The sequence below is a fragment of the Rhizobacter fulvus genome (genome assembly GCF_964020785.1).
In genome coordinates, this window is record NZ_OZ224516.1 from 1,902,010 (window position 1) to 1,927,613 (window position 25,604).

General features: G+C 71.7%; 24 protein-coding genes. 7 read left to right on the plus strand and 17 right to left on the minus strand.

The features are described from left to right. Nucleotides 1-4: 4 nt before the first annotated feature. From ACWH49_RS09090 to ACWH49_RS09100, 3 genes are read right to left on the minus strand one after another with little or no spacing between them, the layout of a single operon-like run. Nucleotides 5-943 (minus strand): ABC transporter permease, encoded by a 939-nt coding sequence (locus ACWH49_RS09090; RefSeq protein WP_448171166.1) that lies wholly within the window; start codon nucleotides 941-943, stop codon nucleotides 5-7. Further along, a complete protein-coding gene (locus ACWH49_RS09095) occupies nucleotides 933-2,012 on the minus strand; it encodes an ABC transporter permease (protein WP_448171167.1) in 1,080 nt (359 codons plus the stop codon). Before ACWH49_RS09095 ends, ACWH49_RS09090 begins: the two co-directional genes overlap by 11 nt. After that, entirely contained in the window at nucleotides 2,002-3,612 is a 1,611-nt protein-coding gene (locus ACWH49_RS09100; protein WP_448171168.1) for an ABC transporter ATP-binding protein, read from the minus strand. Before ACWH49_RS09100 ends, ACWH49_RS09095 begins: the two co-directional genes overlap by 11 nt. Between ACWH49_RS09100 and ACWH49_RS09105 the strand changes: the two genes are divergently transcribed. Then, complete coding sequence (locus ACWH49_RS09105) at nucleotides 3,611-4,504, plus strand: DUF3667 domain-containing protein (protein WP_448171169.1); 894 nt, start codon at nucleotides 3,611-3,613, stop codon at nucleotides 4,502-4,504. The two genes, ACWH49_RS09100 and ACWH49_RS09105, sit on opposite strands and share 2 nt — an antisense overlap. A 14-nt stretch (nucleotides 4,505-4,518) precedes the next feature. On the opposite strand, the gene ACWH49_RS09110 is transcribed toward ACWH49_RS09105, so the two are convergent. After that, nucleotides 4,519-5,514: a BMP family protein gene (locus ACWH49_RS09110; RefSeq protein WP_448171170.1), complete on the minus strand. Its 996-nt coding sequence runs from the start codon at nucleotides 5,512-5,514 to the stop codon at nucleotides 4,519-4,521. Between the two features lie 158 nt (nucleotides 5,515-5,672). On the opposite strand from ACWH49_RS09110, the gene ACWH49_RS09115 reads away from it, so the two are divergent. Further along, nucleotides 5,673-6,884 (plus strand): YjgN family protein, encoded by a 1,212-nt coding sequence (locus ACWH49_RS09115; RefSeq protein WP_448171171.1) that lies wholly within the window; start codon nucleotides 5,673-5,675, stop codon nucleotides 6,882-6,884. Continuing rightward, nucleotides 6,881-7,966, plus strand: a complete 1,086-nt coding sequence (locus ACWH49_RS09120) for a M48 family metallopeptidase (RefSeq protein WP_448171172.1) — start codon at nucleotides 6,881-6,883, stop codon at nucleotides 7,964-7,966. The genes ACWH49_RS09115 and ACWH49_RS09120 overlap by 4 nt, the downstream gene beginning before the upstream one ends. 16 nt (nucleotides 7,967-7,982) lie before the next feature. On the opposite strand, the gene ACWH49_RS09125 is transcribed toward ACWH49_RS09120, so the two are convergent. Further along, complete coding sequence (locus tag ACWH49_RS09125; protein WP_448171173.1) at nucleotides 7,983-8,888, minus strand: diguanylate cyclase; 906 nt, start codon at nucleotides 8,886-8,888, stop codon at nucleotides 7,983-7,985. 149 nt (nucleotides 8,889-9,037) lie between these two features. Here ACWH49_RS09125 and purB point away from each other — a divergent pair, with 149 nt between their 5' ends. From purB to ACWH49_RS09140, 3 genes are all read left to right on the plus strand, one after another. Then, nucleotides 9,038-10,408, plus strand: coding sequence for an adenylosuccinate lyase (purB, locus tag ACWH49_RS09130; protein ID WP_448171174.1), 1,371 nt, complete (start codon nucleotides 9,038-9,040; stop codon nucleotides 10,406-10,408). 5 nt (nucleotides 10,409-10,413) lie between these two features. After that, on the plus strand, nucleotides 10,414-11,238 hold the full coding sequence (pyrF, locus tag ACWH49_RS09135; protein ID WP_448171175.1) for an orotidine-5'-phosphate decarboxylase: 825 nt from the start codon (nucleotides 10,414-10,416) through the stop codon (nucleotides 11,236-11,238). Nucleotides 11,239-11,359: 121 nt separating this feature from the next. Beyond that, nucleotides 11,360-14,593 (plus strand): PAS domain S-box protein, encoded by a 3,234-nt coding sequence (locus ACWH49_RS09140; protein ID WP_448171176.1) that lies wholly within the window; start codon nucleotides 11,360-11,362, stop codon nucleotides 14,591-14,593. Here ACWH49_RS09140 and ACWH49_RS09145 read toward each other — a convergent pair. Genes ACWH49_RS09145 through ACWH49_RS09160 form a run of 4 tightly spaced genes read right to left on the minus strand, consistent with a single transcriptional unit; the run spans nucleotide 14,581 to nucleotide 18,617 of the window. After that, nucleotides 14,581-15,387: an acyl-CoA thioesterase gene (locus tag ACWH49_RS09145; protein WP_448171177.1), complete on the minus strand. Its 807-nt coding sequence runs from the start codon at nucleotides 15,385-15,387 to the stop codon at nucleotides 14,581-14,583. The genes ACWH49_RS09140 and ACWH49_RS09145 overlap by 13 nt on opposite strands. Before the next feature lie 16 nt (nucleotides 15,388-15,403). Next, complete coding sequence (locus ACWH49_RS09150; protein WP_448171178.1) at nucleotides 15,404-15,787, minus strand: DUF4345 family protein; 384 nt, start codon at nucleotides 15,785-15,787, stop codon at nucleotides 15,404-15,406. Nucleotides 15,788-15,843: 56 nt separating this feature from the next. Continuing rightward, complete coding sequence (locus tag ACWH49_RS09155) at nucleotides 15,844-18,123, minus strand: molybdopterin cofactor-binding domain-containing protein (protein ID WP_448171179.1); 2,280 nt, start codon at nucleotides 18,121-18,123, stop codon at nucleotides 15,844-15,846. Continuing rightward, nucleotides 18,120-18,617, minus strand: coding sequence for a (2Fe-2S)-binding protein (locus ACWH49_RS09160; RefSeq protein WP_448171180.1), 498 nt, complete (start codon nucleotides 18,615-18,617; stop codon nucleotides 18,120-18,122). Before ACWH49_RS09160 ends, ACWH49_RS09155 begins: the two co-directional genes overlap by 4 nt. A gap of 115 nt (nucleotides 18,618-18,732) precedes the next feature. Between ACWH49_RS09160 and ypfH the strand changes: the two genes are divergently transcribed. Further along, complete coding sequence (gene ypfH, locus ACWH49_RS09165; RefSeq protein ID WP_448171181.1) at nucleotides 18,733-19,452, plus strand: esterase; 720 nt, start codon at nucleotides 18,733-18,735, stop codon at nucleotides 19,450-19,452. A 9-nt stretch (nucleotides 19,453-19,461) separates the two neighbouring features. Here the strand turns inward: ypfH and ACWH49_RS09170 are convergent, their stop codons facing one another. The 8 genes from ACWH49_RS09170 to ACWH49_RS09205 form a co-directional block, all read right to left on the minus strand. Beyond that, nucleotides 19,462-19,839, minus strand: a complete 378-nt coding sequence (locus tag ACWH49_RS09170) for a GNAT family N-acetyltransferase (RefSeq protein WP_448171182.1) — start codon at nucleotides 19,837-19,839, stop codon at nucleotides 19,462-19,464. A gap of 20 nt (nucleotides 19,840-19,859) precedes the next feature. Further along, nucleotides 19,860-20,111 carry a hypothetical protein gene (locus ACWH49_RS09175; protein ID WP_056466588.1) on the minus strand — a complete coding sequence of 84 codons (252 nt, stop codon included), beginning with the start codon at nucleotides 20,109-20,111 and terminating at the stop codon, nucleotides 19,860-19,862. Between the two features lie 59 nt (nucleotides 20,112-20,170). Beyond that, the gene (locus tag ACWH49_RS09180; protein ID WP_448171183.1) at nucleotides 20,171-20,656 is read right to left on the minus strand and encodes a DUF4124 domain-containing protein; all 486 of its coding nucleotides are present in this window, start codon (nucleotides 20,654-20,656) and stop codon (nucleotides 20,171-20,173) included. A 14-nt stretch (nucleotides 20,657-20,670) separates the two neighbouring features. After that, nucleotides 20,671-20,892: a hypothetical protein gene (locus ACWH49_RS09185; protein ID WP_056466594.1), complete on the minus strand. Its 222-nt coding sequence runs from the start codon at nucleotides 20,890-20,892 to the stop codon at nucleotides 20,671-20,673. 63 nt (nucleotides 20,893-20,955) lie between these two features. Then, nucleotides 20,956-22,665 carry a M14 family metallopeptidase gene (locus ACWH49_RS09190; protein ID WP_448171184.1) on the minus strand — a complete coding sequence of 570 codons (1,710 nt, stop codon included), beginning with the start codon at nucleotides 22,663-22,665 and terminating at the stop codon, nucleotides 20,956-20,958. Between the two features lie 51 nt (nucleotides 22,666-22,716). Further along, nucleotides 22,717-23,478, minus strand: coding sequence for a LytR/AlgR family response regulator transcription factor (locus ACWH49_RS09195; RefSeq protein ID WP_448171185.1), 762 nt, complete (start codon nucleotides 23,476-23,478; stop codon nucleotides 22,717-22,719). 90 nt (nucleotides 23,479-23,568) lie between these two features. Then, on the minus strand, nucleotides 23,569-24,327 hold the full coding sequence (locus ACWH49_RS09200) for a class II glutamine amidotransferase (protein ID WP_448171186.1): 759 nt from the start codon (nucleotides 24,325-24,327) through the stop codon (nucleotides 23,569-23,571). A gap of 13 nt (nucleotides 24,328-24,340) precedes the next feature. Then, the gene (locus tag ACWH49_RS09205; RefSeq protein ID WP_448171187.1) at nucleotides 24,341-25,576 is read right to left on the minus strand and encodes an NAD(P)/FAD-dependent oxidoreductase; all 1,236 of its coding nucleotides are present in this window, start codon (nucleotides 25,574-25,576) and stop codon (nucleotides 24,341-24,343) included. Nucleotides 25,577-25,604 lie beyond the last annotated feature (28 nt).

Genomic DNA, 25,604 nt, shown 5'->3' on the forward strand with positions numbered 1-25,604 from the left:
ATCGTCAGCGTTCGCCCTTGCGATAGGGCTTCATCAACGCCTGCGGATACGCCGCGCAGCGCGCCACCAGCACCAGCGCGGCGATCGACAGCAGGTACGGCAGCATCAGGTAGACCTGGTACGGCACGCTGACGCCGAACAGACCGGTGCCGGACTGCTGCAGGCGCAGCTGCAGCGCGTCGAACACCGCGAACAGCAGCGCGCCGAGCAGCGCCTTGCCGGGCCGCCACGACGCGAACACGACCAGCGCGACGCAGACCCAGCCGCGGCCGTTGACCATGTTGAAGTAGAACGCGTTGAACGCCGCGAGCGTCAGGAACGCGCCCGCCACGCCCATCAGCGCCGACCCCGCGGCAAGCGCGCCGATGCGCAGCGCCGCGACATTCAGCCCCTGCCCTTCGGCGGCGGCCGGGTTCTCGCCGACGGTGCGCAGCGCCAGGCCGAGCGGCGTGCGGTACAGCAGCCACCCGATCGCCGGCACCAGCACGAGCGCCAGCAGCGTCAGCGGCGTCTGCCCGCTCAGCACCGGAACGGGCAGCCATTCCATCGCTGCGAACGGCTGGATCGTCGGCGGGCTCTCGACCTTCGGAAAGCTGACGCGGTAGCCGTAGCTCGCCAGGCTGGTCGCGAACAGCGTGATGCCCAGACCCGAGACATGCTGCGACAGCGACAGCGTCACCGTCAAAAGCCCGTGCAGCAGCCCGAACAACGCACCGACCAACGCAGCCACGGCCACGCCCACCCACAGGGCGCCGCCCTGGTAGACCGTGAGCCAGCCGGCGAACGCGCCGGCAACCATGATCCCTTCGATGCCCAGGTTCAGCACGCCGGCACGCTCGCACAGCAGCACGCCGAGCGTGCCGAGGATCAGCGGCGTCGCGATGCGCAGCACCGCGACCCAGAACGGCGCGCTCAGAAGCAGGTCGGCGATCTCAGCGAACATGGGCGCTCCTCGCGCGCACGACGCGGTACTGGGCCGCGAGCGTGGCGACCAGCATGCTCAGCAGCGAGACCGAGACGATCACGTCGGCGATGTAAGTCGGCACGTTGACGGCGCGGCTCATGCTGTCGGCCCCGACCAGGATGCCGGCGACGAACACCGACGCCGCGATGACGCCGAGCGGGCTCAGCCCCGCCAGCATCGCGATCACGATGCCGCTGTAGCCGTAGCCCGGCGACATGTCGAGCGTGACGTAGCCGGTGCGGCCCGCGACCTCGATCGCGCCGGCCAGCCCGGCCAGCGCACCGGACAGCAGCGCGACCTTCACGTTGACCCACGCCACCGGCATGCCCGCGAACGCCGCGGCGCGCGCATTGAAGCCGACGGCCCGGATCTCGAACCCGGTGGTCGTGAAGCGCAGCAGCGCCCACAGCGCGACCGCCAGCACCAGCGCCCAGAGCAGCCCGGTGTGCACGCGGGTGCGCTCGATCAGCTTGCCGAGTTGCATCGACTCCTGCAGCGCGACGCTCTGCGGCCAGCCCATCGCGGTCGGGTCCTTCATCGGGCCGTCGAGCATCATCGAGACGAACAGCAGCACGATGAAGTTCAGCAGCAGCGTCGTCACGACCTCGTCGACGCCGAGCCGGCTCTTCAGCAGCGCCGGGCCGAGCAGCAGCAGTGCCCCGGCGACGGCCGCGGCCAGCATCATCAGCGGGAACAGCATCCACGGGCTCCATGCGTACCCGGTGCCGCCGTGCAGGCCGCCGATCGCGACCGCAGCGAGCGCGCCGGCATACAACTGGCCCTCGGCGCCGATATTGAACAGGCGCGCCCTGAACGCGACCGCGGCCGCCAGGCCGGTCAGGATCAGCGGCGTCGCGCGCGTCAGCGTCTCGCTCCACGCGAAGCGCGAGCCGAAGCCGCCGTCGAGCAGCAGCGCATACGCGCGGCCGACCGGCGCGCCGGCCCATGCGACCAGCGCCGACGTGACCAGCAACGTGAAGGCGACCGCGATGAAGGGCGCGCCGGCCTGCAGCGCGCGCGACGGGCGGGCGCGGCGTTCAAGGCGCATGGGCGTGCGCCTGGTCGGGCGCCTGCGCGCCGGCCATCGCGAGACCGATCGATTCGAGCGTCCAGTCGGCGACCGGCTTCGCGGCCGTCAGGCGGCCGGCATGGATCACCGCCACGCGGTCGGCGATGGCGAGGATCTCATCGAGATCTTCCGAAATCAGCAGCACCGCGGCGCCCCGCGCGCAGGCGTCGAGCAGCTGCTGGTGCACGAAGGCGACCGCGCCGATGTCCAGCCCCCAGGTCGGCTGGTCGGCGACGATCAGGCGCGGGCCGATCGCAGCGCCCGGATCGCCGAGCAGCGCGCGCCCGAGAATCAGCTTCTGCATGTTCCCGCCCGACAGCGACCGCGTCGGCGTCCCCAGGCCGGCCGACTCCGTGCCGCGCACATCGAAGCGCTCGATCACCTTGCGCGCATGCGCCTGCGCCGCGGCGCGCCTGGTCACGCCGAAGCGCGCGAAGCTCGGCGTCGCGTAGCGCTCGAGCACCGCGTTCTCCCAGATCGGCAGGTCGCCGACGACACCGACCGCGTGGCGGTCTTCCGGGATGCGCGCAACGCCGGCCCGCACCCGGGCGTGCGGGTGGGCCGGCAGCGGCTGGCCGTCGAAAGTCAACCTGCCGGCGCTGGCCGCGAGCATGCCGAACAGCAGTTCGGCGAGCGCCTGCTGGCCGTTGCCCGCGACACCGGCGATCGCGACGATCTCGCCGGCACGCAGGTCGAGGTCGACGCCTTCGAGCCGCGCGCCGTGGCCCGCGCCGGCCACGCCGACGCCGCGCAGCGAACACACCACGGCGCCGGCCGCGCGCGGCGTGCGCGTCGCCGGCGCGACCTCGCGTCCGACCATCAGCGCCGCCAGAGAGGCTTTGCTCGCGTCCTTCGCCGCCACGGTTGCCACCAGCTTGCCGCCGCGCAGGACGGCGACCCGGTGCGACACGCGCAGCACCTCGTCGAGCTTGTGGCTGATGAAGATCACGCCCAGGCCCTGCGCGACGAGTTGCTCCAGCGTCGCGAACAGCGTGACGACCTCGGGCGGCGTCAGCACCGCAGTCGGTTCGTCGAGGATCAGGATCTTCGCGCCCCATCTCGTTCCGAAGGACACCAGCGCCTTGAGAATCTCCACCCGCTGGCGCTCGCCGACCGACAGGTCGACGACCCGCGCGTCCGGCTCGACCTGCAACCCGAAGCGCTGCGCCGTCTCGAGCAGCGCGGCCCGCGCCGCCGCGCGCCGCGAGAACGGCTGCCACAGCGGCTCGGTGCCGAGCATCACGTTGTCGAGCACGCTGAGGTTGTCGGCCAGCGTGAAGTGCTGGTGCACCATGCCGATGCCGGCCGCCAGCGCCGCCTTGGGGTTGCCCGGCGGCAGCGGCTGGCCGAAGGCCTCGATCCGGCCCTCGTCGGCGACGTAGTGGCCGAACAGGATCGACACCAGCGTGCTCTTGCCGGCGCCGTTCTCGCCGAGCAGCGCCAGCACCTCGCCGCGCGCCAGCGTCAGCGAGATCGCGTCGTTGGCGACCAGGCTGCCGAAGCGCTTGGTGATCGCGTCGAGGCGCAGCACCTCGACCGGCGCGGCGGCGGGCGTGGAGGCTCTAGACTGCGGCGCCATGCGTGATTCCCCCGCCGCCGACGCCCCGCCACCGGCCGCCTGCCTGAATTGCGGCGAAGCGTTCGGTGCGAACCGGCCGCGGTTCTGCCCGGCGTGCGGCCAGGACACGGCCATCAAGCCGCCGACGCTGCTCGAGTTCGCGCAGCAGTTCGGCGGCGCGTACCTGTCGACCGAAGGCGCGCTGTGGCGCAGCCTCAAGCTGCTGGTGCTGCGGCCCGGCGAGCTGACGCGCCAGTACCTCGCCGGCCGGCGCAAGCACTACGTGCTGCCGCTGCGGCTTTACCTGACGATCAGCGTCGCCGTGCTGCTGATGCTGCGCGTCGCGTCGAGCCTCGACCCGGACGCGGCGGCGATCGCCAAGGGCGACGGCTTCGACCCGCGCGCCGGTGCCTTCGCGCTCGACATCGGGCCCGGCCGCCTCGAGATGAAGGACGGCCGGTTCAGTTGCGAGCGCCTGCCGGCCGGGCTGTGCCGGCGCATCGAGCAGCGCGTGAACCTCGACGCGGCCGGCTTCCAGCGCGAACTCGACCGCTTCGGCGACCGCTTCGTCTCGAACCTCGGCGTCGCGATGTTCGCGGTGCTGCCGCTGCTCGCGCTGTGTCTGGCCGTGCTGTATCCGAACCGGCAGCGCCGCTACACCGAGCACCTGGTGGCCGCCCTGCACCTGCAGGCGTTCTGGTTCCTCGCGATGGTGCTCGCGCTGCCGGGGATCGGCCTGCTGAAAGCGGTGACCCTGGTCGCGGTGCCGCTGCACACCTGGTTCGCGCTCGGCCGCATCTACGGCGGACGCCGCTGGCCGCGCCTGCTGCGGCTGGCGGCGCTGGGGGCGGTCTACCCGGTCGCGATGGGCCTGGCGATGCTCGCCATCCTCGTCTGGGCCGCGGTGACCTGAGCCGGCCGGCGCGGTCACTTCGCGGTGGGCTTCGGCTGGCTGTCGTCGACCGGCACCGTGAAGCTGCCGGCGAGGATCGCCTTCTGCTTCGCTTCCATCTTGGCGACCACGTCGGCCGGCACCTTCCTCGCGAACGTGCCGAGGGCGCTGAGCTCGCTGCCCTTGTGCTTCATCATCGAGTACTCGCCGTACTCCTTGGCCTCGAACCTGCCGGCCTTGACGGACTTGATCGCCAGGTCGATCGTCGGCTCCATGTTCCACAGCGCCGAGGCGACCACGGTGTCGGGGTACTTGTCCTGCGTGTTGATGACGTTGCCGATCGCGAGCTTGCCCTTCTCCTTCGCGGCATCGCTGACGCCGAAGCGCTCGGCATACATCACGTCGGCGCCCTTGTCGATCATCGCGAACGCGGCCTCCTTGGCCTTCGGCGGGTCGAACCAGCTGTTGATGAAGCTGACCATGAACTCGACCTTCGGATTGGTCTCCTTCGCGCCGGCCATGAACGCGTTCATCAGGCGGTTGACCTCGGGGATCGGGTAGCCGCCGACCATGCCGATCTTGCCGCTCTTGGTCATGCCGCCGGCGATCATGCCGCTCAGGTACGCCGGCTCCTGGATGAAGTTGTCGAACACGCCGAAGTTCGGCGCCTGCGGCTTGCCGCTGGAGCCGAGCAGGAAGCTGACCTTCGGGTAGTCCTTCGCGACCTTGCGCGCCGCCGCCTCGACCGCGAACGCCTCGCCGACGATCAGCGTGTTGCCGCCCTCGGCGTAGCCGCGCATCACACGCTCGTAGTCGGCGTTCGTGACGTTCTCGCTGAACACGTACTCGATCTCGCCACGCGCGACCGCGGCCTTCAGCGCCTTGTCGATGCGGCTGACCCACTGTTGCTCGACCGGCACCGTGTAGATCGCGGCGACCTTGATCTTGGCTTGCGCGAACGCACCGGCGCTGGAAAGCGCGGCCAGAGTGGCCGCGGCAAGGGCCAGGGCGAGACGACGGGAAGGCTGCATGGACGGATCTCCTCGTGGGTTGATGCGGCGCGCGCCGCGATCGCGATTAAGCAAGAGCCGTTCCGCGCACGCAACGGGGTTGGCCCGATGACGGCGTCGGATGCTAGATTTGCGGCACCCCAACTGCACCCAGACAGGCACGGGGAGGGAGGTTCACGATGGAAGACACGATTCCGATGCCGCTCGAGTCGATGCGGTTCGGTTCCCCTGCCGCCGCCTCGGCACCGCTGCCGCTCACCGGGCCGCGGCACCCGCTCGAGATCGCGTTCAGCGGCTCGGGCAGCGAATACTTCCGGATCTGGATCGTCAACCTGCTGCTCACGCTGGTGACGCTCGGCCTCTACTACCCGTGGGCCAAGGTGCGGCGGCTGCGCTACTTCTACGGCAACACCTCGGTCGGCGGTCACGCGCTCGACTTCCACGGCGACCCCAAACGCATGCTGCGCGGCTTCCTGCTGGTCGGCGCGATGGTGCTGCTGTATTCGGTGGCGGGCCGGGTCTCGCCGACGGCCGGGCTGATCGCGTTCCTGATCGTCGCGGCGCTGTGGCCGGCGCTGTTCCGCGCGTCGATGCAGTTCCGGCTGGCCAATACCAGCTGGCGCGGCCTGCGCTTCCGCTTCGACGGCGACCTGCGCGGCGCCTACCTCGCGATGCTGCCGCTGTTCGTGCCGGGCGCGATCTCGCTGATCGGCGTGATTCTCGACGGCCGGTCCGCGCGCGCCGGCGATCGCGTCGCGGGGCTGGCGTTCCTGGCGGCACTCGCCCTGTTCCCGCTGTTCTTCTGGCGCCTGAAGAAGTACCAGCACGACCACTACGCGCTCGGCCAGGCCCGCACCACCCTGGACACCGGCGCCGGCTCGTTCTACGGGCTGGCGCTCAAGACGATCGGCGTCGTGCTGATCGTCTCGCTGCTGGCCGGCGCGGTCGCCGCGGTCGTCGGCGGGTTCGGCGCGCTGGCGCTGGTGTTCGGCGGCAACGGCAACCGCGCGTCGGTGGCGGCGATCATCGCGATGACGCTGCTGTTCATCAGCGCGTATGCCGCGATGATCCTGGTCATCTCCCCGTACCTGACCTCGCGGCTGCAGAACCTCGTCTGGGGTCGCACGCGCGGGCCGCTGGTCGAGTTCGACAGCCGGCTGCGGTTCTGGCCGCTGTTGCGGCTGACGCTGAAGAACTGGCTGCTGGTGCTGGTGACGCTCGGGCTCTACCTGCCGTTCGCCAAGGTCGCGATGACGCGTCTGCGGCTCGAGGCGATGAGCGTGCAGACCATGCTGCCGCCGGACGAACTCGCCGACCGGCTGCGCCGGCGCGCGGACGACGCGGCGGGCGATGCCGCCGGCGACCTGTTCGGGATCGACATCGGCCTGTGAACGCCGGCGCGCCCCTGCCTGCGCTGGCCGCCGACCTGTTCGACGGCAGCTCCGCGCGGGCGCGGCGCGTCACGCTGCGCATCGACGGCGCGGCACTGCAGATCGACGGCGACGACGGCGCCGCGCGGCGCGTGCCACTGGCCGCCGTGCGCTGGCCGGAGCGCACCCGGCACGGCGCACGCGTCGCCCACTTCGACGACGGCGGCGCGGTCCACGCGCTGGACGCAGGCGCATGGGACGCTTGGGCGCGCGCCAGCGGCCTCGGCGAATCGGCGGTGGTCCGGGCGCAGCAGAGCTGGCGTGCGACCGGCGTGGCGGTCGTGCTGCTGCTCGCGCTGGCCGCCGCCGGCTACCTGTGGGGCGTGCCGTGGCTCGCGCGCTCGGTGCTCGTGCTGCTGCCGGTGTCGATCGACCGCACGATCGGCGACGCCGCGCTGCGCTCGTTCGACGGCACCTTGCTGGCGCCGAGCCGCGTGCCCGAAGCCCGCCGGCTCGCATTGCGCGTTGCGTTCTCGCAGGCGCTCGCGCGCGCCCATCCGCCGGGCGCAGGCCCCGGCGCGCGCCACGAACTGCTGTTTCGCGCCGGCCGCGCGAGCGGGCCCGATGCACCGTCGCCGCTCGGCCCGAACGCGTTCGCACTGCCGGGCGGCACGATCGTCGTCACCGACGAGATGCTGGCGCTGCTGGAAGGGCGCGACGACGTGCTGATCGGCGTGCTCGGCCACGAGTTCGGGCATGTGCAGCGCCGCCACGGCATGCGCCTGCTGGTGCAGGCCACGCTGATCGGCACGGCCACCGGGATCGCGATCGGCGACTTCAGCAGCGTGCTGGCCGCAGCGCCGGCGCTGCTCGGGCAGTCCGGGTATTCGCGCGATTTCGAGCGCGACGCCGATCGCGACGCGATCGCACTGCTGCGCGCCGCCGGGGTTTCACCGGCGGTGATGGTCGAGCTGTTCGAGCGGCTGGCCGCGCAGCGTGGCGCGGCGCGCGGGCGCCAAGGCGTCGACCTGGGCATCGCGCTCGCCAGCCACCCGGCCGACGCCGAACGCATCGCGCGGTTCCGCGAGGCCGCGGCGCGCTGAAGCGCATGGCCGGCATTCAGGCCGGGCAGGCCGCGACGACGAGCTGGTTGCGCCCGCCAGTCTTGGCCGCGTAGAGCGCATCGTCGGCGCGCCGCACCACCTCGGCGACGCCATCGCCCGGCAACGCGGCGGCGACACCGGCCGAGAAGGTGTAGGGCAGCGGCGGCGGCGCCTGCATGTCGTCGAGGCGCGCGCGCAGGCGCTCCAGCACCGGCAACGCACTGGTCGCGTCGGCGTTCGGCAGCAGCATCAGGAACTCCTCGCCCCCGATTCGACCGACGGCGTCGAGCGGGCGCAGGTGTTTGCGCATCTGCTGCGCGAAATGCTGCAGCACGCCGTCGCCGACCGCGTGGCCGTGCACGTCGTTGACGCGCTTGAAGTGATCGAGGTCGAGCATCGCGACCGCGAGCGGGATGCGCATCTTCTGGGTCGTGCACAGCAGGTCGTCGAGCCGGCGGAAGATGTAGCGGCGGTTGTACAGGCTGGTCAGCGGGTCGGTCATCGCCGCGATCAGCGCGTCGTCGCGGGCGCGGCGCAGCGTCGCCTCGTTGACCTTCAGCGGCGTGATGTCGACCAGCACCACGAACACCCAGCCGTCGGGGCGGGTCGTCTCGGTCACCCACATCCAGCGGCCATCGGTCAGGTCGGACTCGAAGCTTCGCACCGGCTGGCGGCGGTACGCCCGGCGGACGCGGACGAGCCACCGATCGATGTCGTCGGTGTTGATCATCAGGCCGCGCCGGCGCTGGTGGCAGTTGCGCATCATCTGCTCCCAGGTCGGGTGCTCGTCCGGCCCGATGCCGAGCGCCGCGCGGCCACTCCCGTTGGCCGCGGCGAGCCGGTCGCGCGGGTCGAACAGCAACCAGCCCGCCGTACTGTGCTGCATCGAGGCGATGAGTTCGTGCTGGACGGTCGGGGTCATGGATGGGGTGCGGACGGATTCAACCCGGTTATCGGTACCCAGCGCCGCCGCTGGAGCCGAAGGACACGGCCGCGACGGGCCGAATGTGTGCACTTCTACAATCTGGCACCGATACGCCGCCGACCCGCGCGCGACCCGCGCCAACCGCCATGAACCTGTCCGCCCTCTCCGCCCTGTCGCCGCTCGACGGCCGTTATGCCGCCAAGGTCGCCGCGCTGCGCCCGCTGCTGTCCGAATTCGGGCTGATGCACCGGCGCGTGCAAGTCGAGGTCGAGTGGTTCATCGCCTTGTCGGATGCCGGCTTCGCCGAATTCAAGCCGCTCTCGGAGGCCGCGCGCGGCCTGCTGCGCGGACTGGTGCTGCGCTTCTCCGAAGCCGACGCGCAGGCGATCAAGGACATCGAGCGCACCACCAACCACGACGTGAAGGCGGTCGAATACTGGCTGAAGGCACGCTTCGAATCGATGGCCGAGCTCCGCGCCGCCGGCGAGTTCGTGCACTTCGCCTGCACCAGCGAGGACATCAACAACACCAGCCACGGCCTGATGCTGCGCGCCGCCCGCGACGAGGTGCTGCTGCCGGCACTCGACAAGGTGATCGCCAAGCTGACGGCGATGGCGCACACGCTCGCCGCCGTGCCGATGCTCAGCCGCACCCACGGCCAGACCGCCAGCCCGACGACCGTCGGCAAGGAAATCGCCAACGTCGTCGCGCGGCTCGCGCATGCGCGCACCCGCATCGCCGACGTGAAGCTGCTGGCCAAGATGAACGGCGCGGTCGGCAACTACAACGCCCACCTCGCCGCCTACCCCGAGTTCGACTGGGAGGCGTTCGCGCGCCGCGTGATCGAGCAGCAGCTCGGCCTCACGTTCAACCCGTACACGATCCAGATCGAGCCGCACGACTGCATGGCCGAGCTGTTCGACGCGGTCACGCGCACCGACACGATCCTGATCGACTGGTCGCGCGACGTCTGGGGCTACGTCAGCCTGGGTTACTTCAAGCAGCGCACCAAGGCCGGCGAGATCGGCTCGTCGACGATGCCGCACAAGGTCAACCCGATCGACTTCGAGAACGCGGAGGGCAACTTCGGCCTGGCCAACGCGCTGCTCACCCACCTGAGTCAGAAGCTGCCGGTCAGCCGCTGGCAGCGCGACCTGACCGACAGCACGGTGCTGCGCAACATGGGCGTGGCGCTCGGCTATTCGCTGCTGGGCCTGGACTCGCTGCTGCGCGGCCTGGACAAGCTGGAGATCAACGAAGCCGCGCTCGCCGACGACCTCGATCACGCCTGGGAGGTGCTGGCCGAGCCGGTGCAGACCGTGATGCGGCGCTACAACCTGCCGAACCCGTACGAGCGGCTCAAGGAGCTGACGCGCGGCAAGGCCATCACCCGCGAGGCGATCGCCGCGTTCATCGCGACGCTCGAAATCCCGCCCGCCGAACGCGAGCGCCTGCTCGCGATGACACCGGGCAGCTACACCGGCCGAGCGGTCGAACTGGCCAAGCGGATCGGGTGAGCGCGATGAATTTCACCACCCAGCTCGCCCGCGCCGAAGCCGCCAACGACTCGATGCTCTGCGTCGGCCTCGACCCCGACCCCGCGAAGTTCCCCGGGTCGTGGAGGGACGACCCGACGCGCATCTTCGACTTCTGCGCAACCATCGTCGACGCGACCCGCGATCTGGTGATCGCATTCAAGCCGCAGATCGCCTACTTCGCCGCCCACCGCGCCGAGGAGCAGCTCGAGCGGCTGATCGCGCACATCCACCAGGTCGCGCCCGAGGTGCCGGTGATCCTCGACGCCAAGCGCGGCGACATCGGCAGCACCGCCGAGCAGTACGCGCGTGAGGTGTTCGAGCGCTACCAGGCCGACGCGGTAACGCTGTCGCCGTTCATGGGTTTCGACTCGATCGAACCCTACCTGGCCTACGACGGCAAGGGAGCGATCCTGCTGTGCCGCACCTCGAACGCCGGCGGCTCGGACCTGCAGGCGCAGACGCTGCCCAACGGCGACAAGCTGTTCGAACACATCGCGCGTCTGGCAGCCGGACCCTGGAACCGCTCGGGTCAGCTGGCCCTGGTGGTCGGTGCGACCTTCCCGGCCGAGATCGAACGGGTGCGCGAGCTCGCCCCGACGCTGCCGCTGCTGATTCCGGGCATCGGTGCGCAGGGCGGCGACGCGGCCGCGACGGTGCGCGCCGGCTGGCGCCCCGACGCACCGATCATCGTCAGCTCGTCGCGGGCCGTGCTGTACGCGAGCCGGGGCGACAACTTTGCGGAGGCGGCGCGGGCGGCGGCGCAGGCGGCGCGCGCCGAGCTGAACGCCGCGCGACCGGCGGCGTCCTGAGACAGCGCTGCCGCGCGCGGCGGCCGCCTGCATGAGCCAAATTGACTCATTGCGGTCACTTCGCACGACGCGAAACGGCTTGAACTCGTACCATGCGCCGAGTTTCGATGTCCCACGCACGATGACTTTCCTCGCGGCCGACGTTCAACTGCCCGACTCCGCCGCGCGGATCATCGGTCGGTTCTACTTCGGCACGACGGCGGCGGCGACGACGATGAGCGCCGCCATCCTCGGCTGGCTGCCCTCGGCGCTGGCGCCGTCGCGGCAGCTCGGCGTGGTCGCCGCACTGGCGTGCTTCGCCCTGTTCTGTGCCGTGCTGGCGCGCCTGAGCGCGCAGCGGAACTTCCCGATCCGCGCCGCAATGTGGGCGGTCGCGCTGCTGGCGATTGCGCTGAGCAGTGCGGTCAGCTTCTCGCTCGGCGAAGGCCTGCGCAGCCCGGTAATGGGTTTCTGCCTGCTGGTCGTGTTGGCGACCGGCGCGGTGCTCGGCGCCTGGTCGGGCCCGGCGCTCGGTGCGTTCGCGCTGGCCCAGGTGCTGCTGCTCGCCTGGCTCGAGATGAACGGGTTGACGCCCATCGCGGCGGGTACGCCCACGCCGCTGCCGGCGGCGCTGCTGTACCAGAGCCTGATGGTGGTGAGCAGCTCCATCGGCGGGGTGCTGATCGCCCGCGTCCTCGACCACTATCTGCGCGCGGCCCATGAACGCGAGCAGCGCTTCCGCGGGCTGCTGCGCGTCGCCGCCGACTGGTACTGGGAGCAGGACCGGCAGTTCCAGTTCACCCGGGTCGCCAAGGTGGCGGCCGACGCCGTCGAGACCGGCGCCACCCTCCAGCCGCCGTGGGATCCGCAGCGCATGGGCCTGACCGACGAGCAGCTCGACGCGCACCGCGCCGACCTGGAAGCACACCGCGCGTTCAGTGCGGTGCTTGCACGCTGCCGCGAGCCGAACGGCCAATGGCGCACGGTGAGCATCAGCGGCGAGCCCAAGTTCGACGCTGCCGGCGCGTTCAGCGGCTACTGGGGCGTCGCCCGCGACGTGACCGAAGAAGTGCTCGCGCAGCGCGCCGTCGCGGCGAGCGAGACCCGCTATCGCGAGCTGTTCACGCGCTCGCCATCACCGCTGTTCCTGCATCGGCGCGGCACGATCTTCGATGCCAACGAAGCGGCGGCGCGGCTGTTCGGCTTTGCGAACGCCGCGGCGATGAACGGCATCGGGATCGTGACGCTCTTCCCGCCGGGGACGCAACGGGAGCGTGTGCTCGAACGGCTCGCACAGCTGGAGTCGATGCCGCTCGGCGACGGCCTGGCGGTGGCGGACTTCCAGCTGCGCGCCGTCGACGGACGTCCGCTCAGCGTGCAGGCGACCGCGGTCCGGGTCGACACCGTCAGCGGGCCGGCCAACCTGTCGATCTTCTTCGACATCACCGCGCGCAAGGCCGCCGAAGGCGCGCTGCGGCGCAGCGAGGCGATGCTGTCGCAGCTGTTCGCGACCAGTCCCGACTGCATCGCGCTGGCCGAGATGGAGACCGGTCGCTACACGCTGGTCAACCCGGCGTTCTGCCGCGTCACCGGCTTCGCTGCCGACGAGGTGGTCGGACGCACCGGCGCCGAGCTCGGCCTGTGGGCCGACCCGGCGCAGGCCGCGAACCTGCTCGCGCGGGTGGAGCGCGACGGCACCGTGCTCGACCTGCCCGCGGTGTTCGTCGCCAAGTCGGGCGCGCACGTGTCGATGCTGCTCGGCGCCGGGCGTTTCGAGATGGACCGGCGCGACTACCTCGTCGTCAACGCGCGCGACGTGACCGACAGCGAGCGCACCCGGCTGCAGCACGCCGCGATCCTCGAACGCGCCTCGATCGGCATCGCGTTCACGCGCGCCGGCCGCTTCGTGCAGGCCAACCCGTACTTCGAGCGCATGTTCGGCTGGCCCGCCGGCACGCTGCCGGGCGAGCCCGGCTCGGTGGTCTGGTCCACCGACCGCGACCACCGCGAGATCAGCGAGCTGGCCGGGCCGCTGCTTTCGACCGGCAAGCCGTTCGAGATCGAGCGCCGCGTCAGCCGGCGCGACGGCAGCCGCTTCTGGTGCCGCCTGCTGGCTCAGGTGGTCGACCGCAACGACCCGGTCAACGGCGGCACGATCTGGATCGCCGAGGACGTGACCGAGCGGCGCCGCCTCGATGCCGCACTCGCCGCGGCGCGCGACGCGGCCGAGGCCGCGAGCCGCGCCAAGAGCGCGTTCCTCGCCAACACCAGCCACGAGATCCGCACGCCGCTGAACGGGCTGCTCGGGCTCGCCCGTCTGGCGATGCAGGCCGACCTGCCGGAGGCCCGGCGCCAGCAGTACCTGGCGCAGATCGTCGACAGCGCCGAGAGCCTGGGCGGCATCATGTCGGACATCCTCGATGTCTCGAAGATCGAGGCCGGCAAGTTCGCACTCGAGGACACGCCGTTCGACCTGCGCGATGCGCTGAAGGCCGTGCACCACGCCTACGACGCGCTGGCCGCGGTCAAGGGACTGGCGCTGCTGCTCGACATCGACGAACAGCTCCCCGCCACCGTGCGCGGCGACCCGCTGCGGGTGCGGCAGATCCTGTCGAACTTCATCACCAATGCGCTCAAGTTCACCGAGCGTGGCCACGTGCGCATCGCGGCGACGCTGCGCCCGGACGGCGCGGTGCGGCTGGCGGTCTCCGACACCGGACCGGGCGTGCCCGACGAAACGCAGGCGCGGCTGTTCAGGCCGTTTTCGCAGGGCGATTCGTCGACCACGCGGCGCTACGGCGGCACCGGCCTGGGCCTGTCGATCTGCCGCGAGCTGGCGCAGCTGATGGGCGGGGCGGTCGGCATGGAGAGCACGCCCGGGCACGGCAGCACCTTCTGGGCCGACCTGCCGCTGCCGAGCAGCGCGCCGGTGCAGCGCTCGGCCAGCACCGAGGCGAGCGAGATCGCCGACCTCGCCGACGCGCGCGTGCTGATGGCCGAGGACAACCCCGTCAACATGATGATCGCGGTCGCGATGCTCGAGCACTGGGGCGTGCACGTCGAGCAGGCCCACGACGGCCGCGCCGCGATCGACGCGGTGCACGCGGCGGCAGGCCAGGGCCGGCCGTTCGACGTGGTCCTGATGGACGTGCAGATGCCGGTGATGGGCGGGCACGAGGCGGCGCGCGAACTGCGCCGCCACTACGCGCCGGAGGCGCTGCCGATCATCGCGCTGACGGCCGCCGCGCTGGTGTCCGAGCGCGCCGAGGCGCTCGACGCCGGCATGAACGATTTCCTGACCAAGCCGATCGACGCCAGCAAGCTGCGCCGCACGCTCGCCGCGCTGGTGCCGGCGCGCCGCGTTCAGGCCCGGTAGTAGACGATCTGGTGGCTGCTCGCGAGCAGCTGGCGATCGTCGCCCCAGACCTCGGCGCTCTGGTCGAAGTATCCGTTGCGGAAGTTCAGCGCGCGGGCGGTGCCGAGCACGTGCCGCGCGCCCTGCGCGGCGAGCAGGGCGGCGTCGGCGTGGAAGTAGGTCGTCAGCGACACCGTGCCAATCGGCGCGAGCTCGCGCCGGCGCACGAAGATGCGCGGGAAGAAGCTGTCGCACAGCGCCGCGAGCGAGATGAAGTCGAGCGGACGCGGCGGCTCGTCGCGCGTCCAGACCTCGCTGTGCGAGTCGGCCTGGTGCGCGGCGTCGAACACTTCGGGCATCGGGCCGCGCACGAAGCGCATGTCGTAGTGGCGCGTCCAGGCAGGCCGGCCGAACACGGGCGAGCGCGCGAGCGCGTCGGGCGGCGGGATGTCGGCCGGCGGCGCCGCCTCGGGGGCCGACCAGGTCTCGCGGCGCAGCGCGAACACCGCGCTGCCGCTGGCCGCGATCTCGCCGCCCTGCGACAGCTCGATCGACCAGTGCTGAGTCGACCGGTTGGTGCGCAGCGGCCGCGCGACGAGCTCGAAGTCGCCGTCGGCCAGGGCCGCCGCGAAGTTGACCGTCAGCGCAACCGGATCGCCCTGCCGCGCCGGGTGCTGCAGGGCGGCCTGCAGCACGCAGGCCGCGGTCACGCCGCCGAACGGGCCGACCATGTTCGCGTAGGCGGGGCTGGTGTGGCCGCGGAAATGGCCGTCCGACGGCGGCTCGATCAGCGTGGCGGTGTCGAAGGGGTGCATGCGGTCGCGCGGCGCATCAGCCGGTTCGGTGGTGGGCGATGGCCAGCACGAACGGCAGCACGAGTTCGGGGATCAGGTAGCCGAGCCAGACCGGCGCCGGCTTCGGCAGCCCGACCTTCGCGATCGAGACAAGCCGGCCGACCCCCGCCAGCAGCACGCCGAGCGCGAGCAGGTAGACCAGCGTGCCCTGCTGGCGCACGGTCAGCGCGGCCCACAGGCTGATCAGCCCGGTCGAGAAGTACACGCCCGCCATGAAGCGGTGGACGTTGTCCAGTCGCGGCGAGGTCTCCGGCTGGCCGAGCACGAACTGCAGCGCGCCGCCGGCCATCGCGATCGCGGCGATCAGGAACAGGCAGACCTGCACGATGACCTGGCTGGTCAGGAGGGGGGCTTCGGGCATCATGGTGGAGGAACAGAACCGGCGACTGGACCGTCATTCTGAGCGCACCGCGGCGCTCACGCCACCAGCGGCAGCGAGCGCATGCGCCGGCCGGTCAGCACGAACATCGCATTCGCGACCGCCGGCGCGATCGGCGGCGTGCCCGGCTCGCCCACCCCGCCCGGCGACCGCGTGCTCGGCACCAGGTGGGTCTCGATGCGCGGCGCCTCGGCCAGCCGCACGACCGGGTAGGTCGGGAAGTTGGTCTGGCGCACGACGCTGGCGTCGATGTCGATGCGGCCGTACAGCGCCGCGCTCAGCCCGAACAGGATGCCGCTCTCCATCTGCTGCGCGACGATGCCCGGGTTCACCACCGTGCCGACATCGGCGGCGCAGACGACCCGCCGCACGCGCGGCCGGCCGCCGTCCATCGACACCTCGACCACCTGCGCGACGATGCTGTTGAAGCTGTCGTGCAGCGCCACGCCGCGCGCCACGCCCGCCGGCAGCGGCTGCCCCCAGCCGGCTTTCTCGGCCGCCAGCCGCAGCACCGCGGCATGGCGCGGCGCCGCCGCGAGCAACGCGAGGCGGAACGCGACCGGGTCCTGCCTGGCCTCGTGCGCGAGCTCGTCGATGAAGCCCTCCGAGAAGAACGCGTTGTGCGAATGGCCGACCGAACGCCAGAAGCCGACCGGCACGCCGCTGTGCGTGGCGACGTGCGCCATGCGCTGGTTCGGGATGCCGTACGGGAGGTCGATCAGGCCCTCGGCCGCGGTCTTGTCCGGCATGTCGATCGGGCCGGCGAGCGCGGGCAGGCTGCGCTCCATCCAGCGCGGCGTGATCGCGTCGCCGGCGCTGGTGATGCGCAGCGCGGTCGGCATGCCGGTGGCGTCGAGACTGGCCTGCAGCAGCGCGACGCCGGCGGGGCGGTAGAAATCGTGGGTCAGGTCCTCTTCGCGCGGCCAGACCAGCTGCACCGGGCGCCCGCCGGTCTCCATCGCGACGCGCACGGCCTGGCCGACGACATCGACATCGAGCCGCCGGCCGAAGCCGCCGCCGAGGTAGGTCACGTGTACGGTGACCGCGTCCGGCGCGACGCCGGCCACGCGGGCGGCCAGCGCGCGCGCCGCGCCCGGCACCTGCGTGGGCACCCAGACCTCGACCTTCCCGTCGGCGACGCGCGCGGTGCAGTTGATCGGCTCCATCGGCGCATGGGCGAGGTACGGCGCGCTGTAGAGCTGCTCGACCTGCCGCGCCGCGGCGCCTGCCGCCACCGTCACGTCGCCGCGGCTGTGGAACGTCGTACCGCCGCCGATGGCCGCCGCACTGCGCGCGGTGCGGCCCAGCGACTCGGCGATCGCCGCGCTCGACACCGTGCCGGCCGGCGGCGCCTGCCACTCGACCTGCAAGGCCTGCGCACCGCGCTGCGCGTGCCAGTAGGTGCGACCGACGACCGCGAGCGCCGCGGTCGAACCGGCGACCGGCCCGAGGCGCACGACCCGCTCCACGCCGGGCAGCGCCATCGCCGCATCGGCCCGCACCGCGCCGGGCGCGCCGCCCAGCATCGGGCTGTGGCGCACGACCGCGTAGAGCTGCCCCGGCAGGCGCACATCGATGCCGAACTGCGCGCTGCCGTCGACCTTGGCGGCGAGGTCGATGCGCGGCGCCGCGGTGCCGATCAGGGTCCAGTCCTTCGGCGCCTTCAGCACCACGTCGCCGGGCGGCGTCGCGGCCGCGGCCTTCGCGAACAGCCCGTAGTGGCCCTGCGGCCCCGACGCGTGGCTGACCACGCCGTTCTTCACGCCGAGTTCGGCGACCGGCAGCTTCCACGCCAGCGATGCGGCGCCGAGCAGCTGCGCGCGCGCGGTCGCGGCCGCCAGGCGCAGCACGTCCCACGCGTCGGCGACGGTCGACGAGCCGCCGGTCATGTTGATGCCGAGCTCGCGGGCGAGCTTTGCGACGATCCACTGGCCGGACTTCACCATCGTCGTCTCGTGGCCCGCCTCGGTGTCGGCCGGGTGGAACGGCAGCGACGCGACGAACCCGGCGACGTTGCCGTACAGCGCGTCCGGCCCGGCCTGCTGCAGGCGCAATTTCGCGAGCGCGATGTCGAGCTCCTCGGCGACCAGCATCGCCAGCGCGGTGTGCACGCCCTGACCCATCTCGCTGCGGTGCATCGCCAGCACGACCGTGCCGTCTTCGGCAACCTTGATCCAGCCGTTCAGGCCGACCTCGCCCGGTACGACCGGCAAGGAATCCGCGCTGCCGAGGCGGCCGCGCGGCGGCAGCACGCCCCAGCCGACCACCAGTGCGCCGGCCGCGCCCAGGCCGCTCAGCAGCAGCGTGCGGCGCTTCATGGCTTGGCCCGCGCGAGCTTCGTCGCGATGGGCGGGCGCAGCGCCGCCGCGGCGCTGCGGATCGCCGCGCGGATGCGCGGGTAGGTGCCGCAGCGGCAGATGTTGGTGATCGCGGCGTCGATCTCGGCGTCGCTCGGGTTCGGCTTGGACGCCAGCAGCGCCGCGGCCGCTATCAGCATGCCGCTCTGGCAGTAGCCGCACTGCGGAACCTGGTGGTCGATCCAGGCCGTCTGGAGCGGGTGCGGCGCCGCTGCGCTGCCGAGCGCCTCGATCGTCACGATGCGCTTGCCGGCCACGCCGGACAGCGGCGTGACGCAGCTGCGCACCGCCTGGCCGTCGACCTGCACGGTGCAGGCCCCGCAGGCGGACACGCCGCAGCCGAACTTGGTGCCGGTCAGGCCCAGCACGTCGCGCAGCGCCCACAGCAGCGGCATGGCCGGGTCGACCGCGGCGTCCGGGAGCGTGCGGGTCTGGCCGTTGATCGAAAGCTCCACGCGGTCTCCAGGGTCGTTCGGGGCGGCCCGATTCTGCGGCATTTCGCCAGGTCGCCGGAGCGCCCCGCCCAGTCGTGTTCCACTGGCGTCAACGACATCACGACCGCCGCGTGCCATGACCACCTCCGCCCTCGCCCACCTGCCCGAGTCGGGCGACCCCGAGCTGCTGTACCTGCTGTTCCACGGCGTCGGCGCGACCGCCGACGCGATGGTGCCGCTGGCGCGCCGCCTGGTGCAGGAGTACCCGCAGGCCGCGGTGCTGTGCCTGAACGCGCCCGACCCGTTCGACGCGGTGCCCGGCAGCGGCGCGGGCCACCAGTGGTTCTCGGTCCGCGGCGTCGACGAGCACAACCGACCCGGGCGCGTGGCGGCCGCGTTGCCGGCCTTCGTCGCGACCGTGCGGGCGCTGCAGGGGCGCTTCGGCATGGCCTGGGAGCGCACCGCGCTGGCCGGCTTCTCGCAGGGCGCGATCATGGCACTCGAGGCCGTCCAGGCCGAGCCGCTGCTGGCCGGCCGCGTGCTGGCCTTCGCCGGCCGCCACGCGAGCGCGCCGGCGCACGCCCCGCTGGACACCACGGTGCACCTGCTGCACGGCCTGGCCGACCCGGTCATCCCGGCGGCGGCCGCCGTCGACTCGGCGCAGACGCTGGTCGAGCTCGGCGCCGACGTGACCGCCGACGTGCTCCCCGGCATCGGCCACGAACTGCATCCCGCGCTGATCGACAAGGCGATCGAGCAGCTGCGCACCTTCCTGCCGAAGAAGGTCTGGCGTCAGGCGCTCAGCGAGGCACCGGTGCTGCCGCGTACCGCGTCGAGCAGCGAGCTCGACGACTGACGGGCGGGCTCAGCGCCACTGGCGCGCGTACAGCCGGTTCTCGAACGATTCGCCGTCGAAGGCGTAGGTCGTGGCCCCTTGGTCGACGTAGCCGCGGGCCGCGTAGAAGCGCCGCGCGCGCTCGTTGCCGACCCAGGCGGTCAGCCACAGCGTCGATGCCCCGTCGGCCTTGGCCTGCGCCTCGCAGCGGCGCAGCAGCGCGGTGCCGATCCCGCGCCCCAGGAAGGGCCGCTGCACGTAGAGGCGGACGAGCTCGACCGCGCGGGCGGCCGGCGTCGTCAGCAGCGCGTGGGTGATGTGCCGCGTCGATTGCGCGAACCTTAGGCAGGGGACATCGGCCGTGACCGCATCGCGCAGCACCAGCTCCTGCGCAGGCACCCGCGTCATAGCGCGCGCCGACCGACGGATCAGCCGAAGACGGTGTCGCTCTCGGCGTGGCCGCTGCTCAGGAACAGCCGCAGCACCGGCGCGGTGCCGTCGTGCTCCCAGACGCGGCCCTGCACGGCGAACTGCCGGCCACCGATGCGCAGCACGTCGCCGACCAGCGGTGCGACGCTGTGGCCTTGCCAGAACTTCGGCATCGCGACCGACGAGCGCCGCATCCAGGCCTGATCGTCCATCGAGAAGACCGGGACGATCCGAAGATTCTGGGGGTCCATGCCGACAGCTCCTGCGCGTGAAGAAAACGGGGTGCGAGCTTAGCGCGTCGGCGCGGCGCTCAGGGCGTGCGCGGCGCGCCGCACGCGGTGGCCGGGTCGGGCACTTCGGTGCAGCGCTGGAACGCCTCGGGCTTGATGCCGCCGTTGACGAGCTTGTAGGGGGCGAAGCATTCCTGGCTTTCGATGTAGCGCCTCTGCCAGCCTGCGCAGTCGCGCGTATCGTTCGCGGCGGCGCGCGACGCCGCGCCGATCGAGGCAGCGGGCGCACCGCCGAGACTGATCGCGGGCGCTGGCGACGAGGCGGTGGAGGCCGCCGCCGCACGGCCCGCCCGGCGGGCGCGCGCCTCGGCGATCGCCCGCTGCGCCGGGCTCAATTCGTACGCGTCCGAGTCGACCCGGGTCGCGCGACTCCGGTACTTCTCGGGCACCGTGTCCGACAGGTGGGTCTTGCCGGCGTCGTCGACCCAGCGATAGATGTCGGCCGCGTGCGCCGCGGGCAGGCCGATGGCCGCAGCGACGAGCGCAGGAAGCAGGCGGGCCTTCATCGCACGACCCCCCTTCAGCCGCGCTTGCCGCCCAGCACCAGCAGCAGCCCGCCGACGACGATGGCGCCGACACCGGCCCAGATCGGCACGTTGACCGTCTCCTTCTGCTTCGCCGAAACCTCGAGCGGCCCGAGCTTCACGACCGTGGTGTCCTTGGTGTAGCTGAAGCTGCCGTAGGCCAGCCCCAGGACACCGGCGACGATCAGCACGATCGCGACCAACTTGATGGGATTCATGCGTGGATGCTCCTGAGTCGATGCGCGATTGAAGCACAGCGCGGTGACGGGTGTCCCGCCGCTTCAGTCCAGGCGAACCTCGGTGCGCACGACGCCGGCACGCTCGGCCTGGGCCGTCAACGCGAGGCGCGTGCCCTTCGGTGCCCGCACGACCCACTCGACCACGGCCCGGTCGCCGGTGACCTCGCGGTTGGGCAGGAAGGCCTGCAGCGATGCCTTCGGGGCGTGGCCCTCCAGGTGCGGCCCCTCGACGCGCGGCTTGCCGCCGATCAGCGCGACCTCCGGGTGGTGGGGCGGCAGGTGGATCTCGAAGATCACACCGCGCACGACCTTGCGCGCCAGCGCCCGCTTCGTCACCGCGGCGGGCAGCCAGCCGGCGTTGCCGACCGCGAAGCGGATGCGCCAGGTGTCCGGCCCGAGCGCACGCACTTCGGTGCGCAGCAGTTCGAGCTTGGGCAGGCTCAGCGCGATCTGGTTCATCCACGCCGGGAAGCGCGCGACCTCGCGCTCGCGCAACTGGGGTGGCGGGTTGCGCCAGTAATTCATCTTGTCCCAGCCGCCGATCTCGACCGCGCCGAGCTGCGGGTGCATGAACGGGCGCCAGTCGGGGTGGGCATCGCCGCGGCACTGCTCGTCGCTCCACTTCAGCAGCTTCAGGTCGTCCTCGATCGGATGGTCGCGGTACCAGTCGATCCACTTGTAGTCGGTGATGCCGGCGGCCTTGTTCGGGCCCCACAGCTCGACCACCCAGAACAGCGCGCCCAGGTGCTCGTACAGCCAGTCCTGGGTGCCGCCGATCGTCTCTTTCGGGTGGTACTTGAAGTCGTGCCAGATGCTCACCGCCGGGTAGCCGGTCAGCTCGGTGCCGAGCGCACTGAAGCGCTTGATCGACCACAGGTCCTCCGGGATCATGTCGTCGTCGCTCTGCGTGCCCATCGGCCGCAGGATCACGCCGCTGTGCGTGTGATAACTGATCGCCGCACCGATGTTCGGGTGCGCGAGCACGAAGTCGACCATCGCCTTGACCTCGGGCTCGCTGGTCGGGTAGTCGCCGGCGCCGGCCTGCTCGAACTCCTGGCGCCAGAAGGCCGGGAAGTTGCGGTTCAGGTCCAGGCCTTCCGGGTCCTTGTTGACCTGGATCGTCAGGCCGTCGTAGTTCGTCAGCGAGCCCTCGGGCATCAGCCGGTAGTACTCGCCGCCGAACTCGCCGGGCCGGCGCGGCACCATCAGGCGCGGGTCGCGATCGCACTTCTTGTAGCCGCCGTGCGGGTCGGGGATGCGCATGAACAGCACCCGGCCGTCGCCGTCGATGTCCTCGACCGTCAGGCCCTCGACATGGTCCTCGTCGTATGGATACCGGCGCGTGCTCGAGCGGATGTGGCGCGGCTTGTCGCCGAGCGCGAGTTCGGCGCCGTCCGGGTTCAGCCGCGGGCACAGGTAGACGACGCGGGTGTCGAGCAGGTGCGTGACCTGGTCGTCGCTGCCGAAGCCGGTGACGAGCTGGTGCAGGTAGTACAGCACCGCGGTGCTGGCGGTCAGCTCGGCGGCGTGGATGTTGCCGTCGGCCCAGAACGCCGGCTTGTCGGTGTCGGGGCCGGTGGCGGTGTTGGTGACGGTCGCGACCCAGATGTCGCGGCCTTCGTAGCTCTTGCCGATCGATGCGACCGAGACCAGCCCGGGGTGGGCATCGGCATAGTCGAACAGCAGGCGGGTGAGTTCGTCGTGGCGGTAGAAGGTGTCGAAGCGCGGCACCGGCGTGGCGGGGGTCGTCATGGGTCGGTCGGGGTCTCGGCTCGGGGGGGGTTGGTTCGGGCCGCGGCCGGCTCACCGGTCGCGGAACAGGGACTGGAAGTGTCGCGCGACCGGCAGTTTCTCGCTGCGACCGCGCAAGCTCAGCAGCATGCTGCCGGGACCACGCTCGACGCCCGCGACCAGCCGGTGCTGAACGATGACGGATCGGTGGATCTGCCAGAACACCGCGGGATCGAGCTCCGCGCTCAATTCCTTCAGCGGCGTGCGGATCGCCCATTCGGCGTCGCCGTCGGGCCCGCCGCAGACGACGCGCGTGTAGCGGCTGTCGGCCTCGAAGTAGGCCACCCGCTCGACCGGCACCCACTGCGTCTCCTTGCCGGAGCCGGCCTGGATCGCCTCCAGCGGGGCCGGCTTGCGGACCTGGCCGACGAGCTGCGCCAGCAAGTGCTGCCGATCGTCGGCGGCACGGTCGGGCGCGGCCAGATGCGTTTGCACGCGCTCGATCGTCAGCGCCAGTCGACGCGGGTCGATCGGCTTGACGACATGGTCGACATCGCCGCCTTCGAAGGCGGCCAGCGCATGGTCGCCGCGGGCGGTCACGAACACCACGCGGGCGTGCGGACCGATGCGCTGCGCGACCTCGATGCCGGTCAGCCCGGGCATGCGCACATCGAGAAAGCACACCGCCGGCTCGTGCTCGAGGTAGGCGTCCCACGCGTCGACACCGTTGACGCATTCCGCGACCACCTGCAATGCCGGCCAGGCGCTGCCCAACGCCGCGACCAACTGGGCGCGCGGCGCCTCTTCGTCATCGGCGATCAAGGCGGTGGGCATGCGGCAGAACGCGGTGGCACGGCATTCGGTAACCGTACAGTTTGCCCCAATTCACCCTCGCTGCGTCCTCCGGAACCGGTTTCCCGCGCCTCACACCGGCTGCGGTGCGCCGTCGACGAACACGCGCAGTTCACCCGGCGCGAACGCGGTCCAGGCTTCGTCGCGCGTCAGCGGCTCGGTCACGATCACCGCGACCCGGTCGCGGGCCGACGTGTGCTGGGCGAAGTCGACCGTCACGTCGTCGTCCTGCAGCGAGGCGCGCGTGAACGGGTGCTGGCGCACCAGGTGGTGCAGGTGCGTCGAGCAGTGCGCCCACAGGGCCTGGCCGTTGCTCAGCATGAAGTTGAAGGTGCCGTGCGCGGCCGGGATCGGCGCGAGTTCGCGCAGCGTCGCGGTGAGCTCGGCGATCGGTGGCACGGTGGCGTGCGCCTTCGCCAGCTCCTGCATGAGCCAGCAGAACGCGCGCTCGCTGTCGGTCTCGCCGACCGGCCGGAACGCGCCGTGCAGCCGTGGCGCGAAGCCCTTCAGGTCGCCGTTGTGCGCGAACACCCAGTAGCGGCCCCACAACTCGCGCACGAACGGATGCGTGTTCGCCAGCGTCACCTGCCCCTGCGTCGCCTTGCGGATGTGGGCGATGATGTTCTCGCTGCGGATCGGGAAGCGCCGCACCATCTCGGCCACGGGCGATTCGCGCGCGCTCTGCGCGTCGACCATCAGCCGCACGCCGGCACCCTCGAAGAACGCGATCCCGAAACCGTCCTTGTGTTCCTCGGCGCGGGTGGCGAAGCCGGTGAAGCTGAACATCACGTCGGTCGGCGTGTTGGCGTTCATGCCGAGGAGTTGGCACATGGTGTCGGGTCGCTCAGCGTCGATCGAGGAACAGCCGCGCGATGCCTTTCACGCTGACCAGGTTGCCGGGGTTGCTGGTCTCGTTCAGCACGCCGCTCATGCGCCGGACGATGCGCGGGCTGCGCTTCGCGCGCCAGATCAGCAGGTCGGCGAGCCAGGGGTGGCGGTTGACGACGTTGGCGCGCTGGTACAGGTCGAAGCGCGGCTTCAGCGCCAGCAGGCGGGCCTCGTAGTCGGCGCGCACCGCGGCTTCGGGCCGCATGCCGCCCGCCAGCACCGCCTCGGCCGCGTGGATGCCGGTTTCGAAGGCCTTGCCGATGCCCTCGCCGGTGAACGAGTAGGTGCTGCCGGCCGCCTCGCCGACGACCATCAGGCCGGGCCGCGTGTAGCGCGCGCCTTCGAGCGTGCAGCGCAGCGGCGCGCCCTTCATCGGCCCGAGCAGCGTGCCGCCCTGCATCAGCGCGCGCGCCGGTTCGTAGGCGGACTGGAAATCGCTCATCACCTGGCGCAGATTGACCTCCTGCTTGGTCAGCTTGCCGCCCTTGTGCTCGCTGTGGCTGTCGGCGATGCCCACGCCGATGTTGAACACCCCGTCGCGGCACGGGAAGATCCAGCCGTAGCCCGGCGTCAGCGCGCGGTGCCAGACGACCTCGAGCGCGGTGATGCGACCGACCATCGCGTCGTTCTTCACGTAGCCGCGCAGCGCGACACCGCTCGGCGTGTGCCGGCTCGACATGCCCGCGGCAATCAACGCCTGCGGCACCGCGCCGGTGGCCAGCAGCACCCAGCGCGCGCGCGCGTCGCGCGTGACGTCGCCGTGGTGGAGCTGCGCACCGACGACGACACCGTTCTCCTCGATCGGCGCGGTGAAGCGCACCGGCGCGAACATGCGCGCGCCGGCCGCGACCGCCGCGCGGCAGACGATCAGGTCGAGCTGCTTGCGCGGCAGCACCGCGAGCACGCCGGGCACGTCGATGCGGCCGCCGCGCGGCGCGATGCAGCCGACGAAGCCGCTCGCCTGCGCCTGCGCCATCACCTCGTCGAGCAGGCCGAGCTTGCGCAGCGCGTGGTGCGAATCGGGGATCAGCCCGTCGCCGCAGACCTTGTCGCGCGGGAACGCGTGCTGGTCGACCAGCACCACGTCGAGCCCGGCGCGGGCGAGCAACAGCGCGGCACTTCCGCCAGCCGGGCCGGCGCCGATCACGAGCACGTCGCACGCGGCGGGGAGGGAGTCGATGCCGAGATTCATGGGCGCGAAAGGGACCGGATAAAGCGGT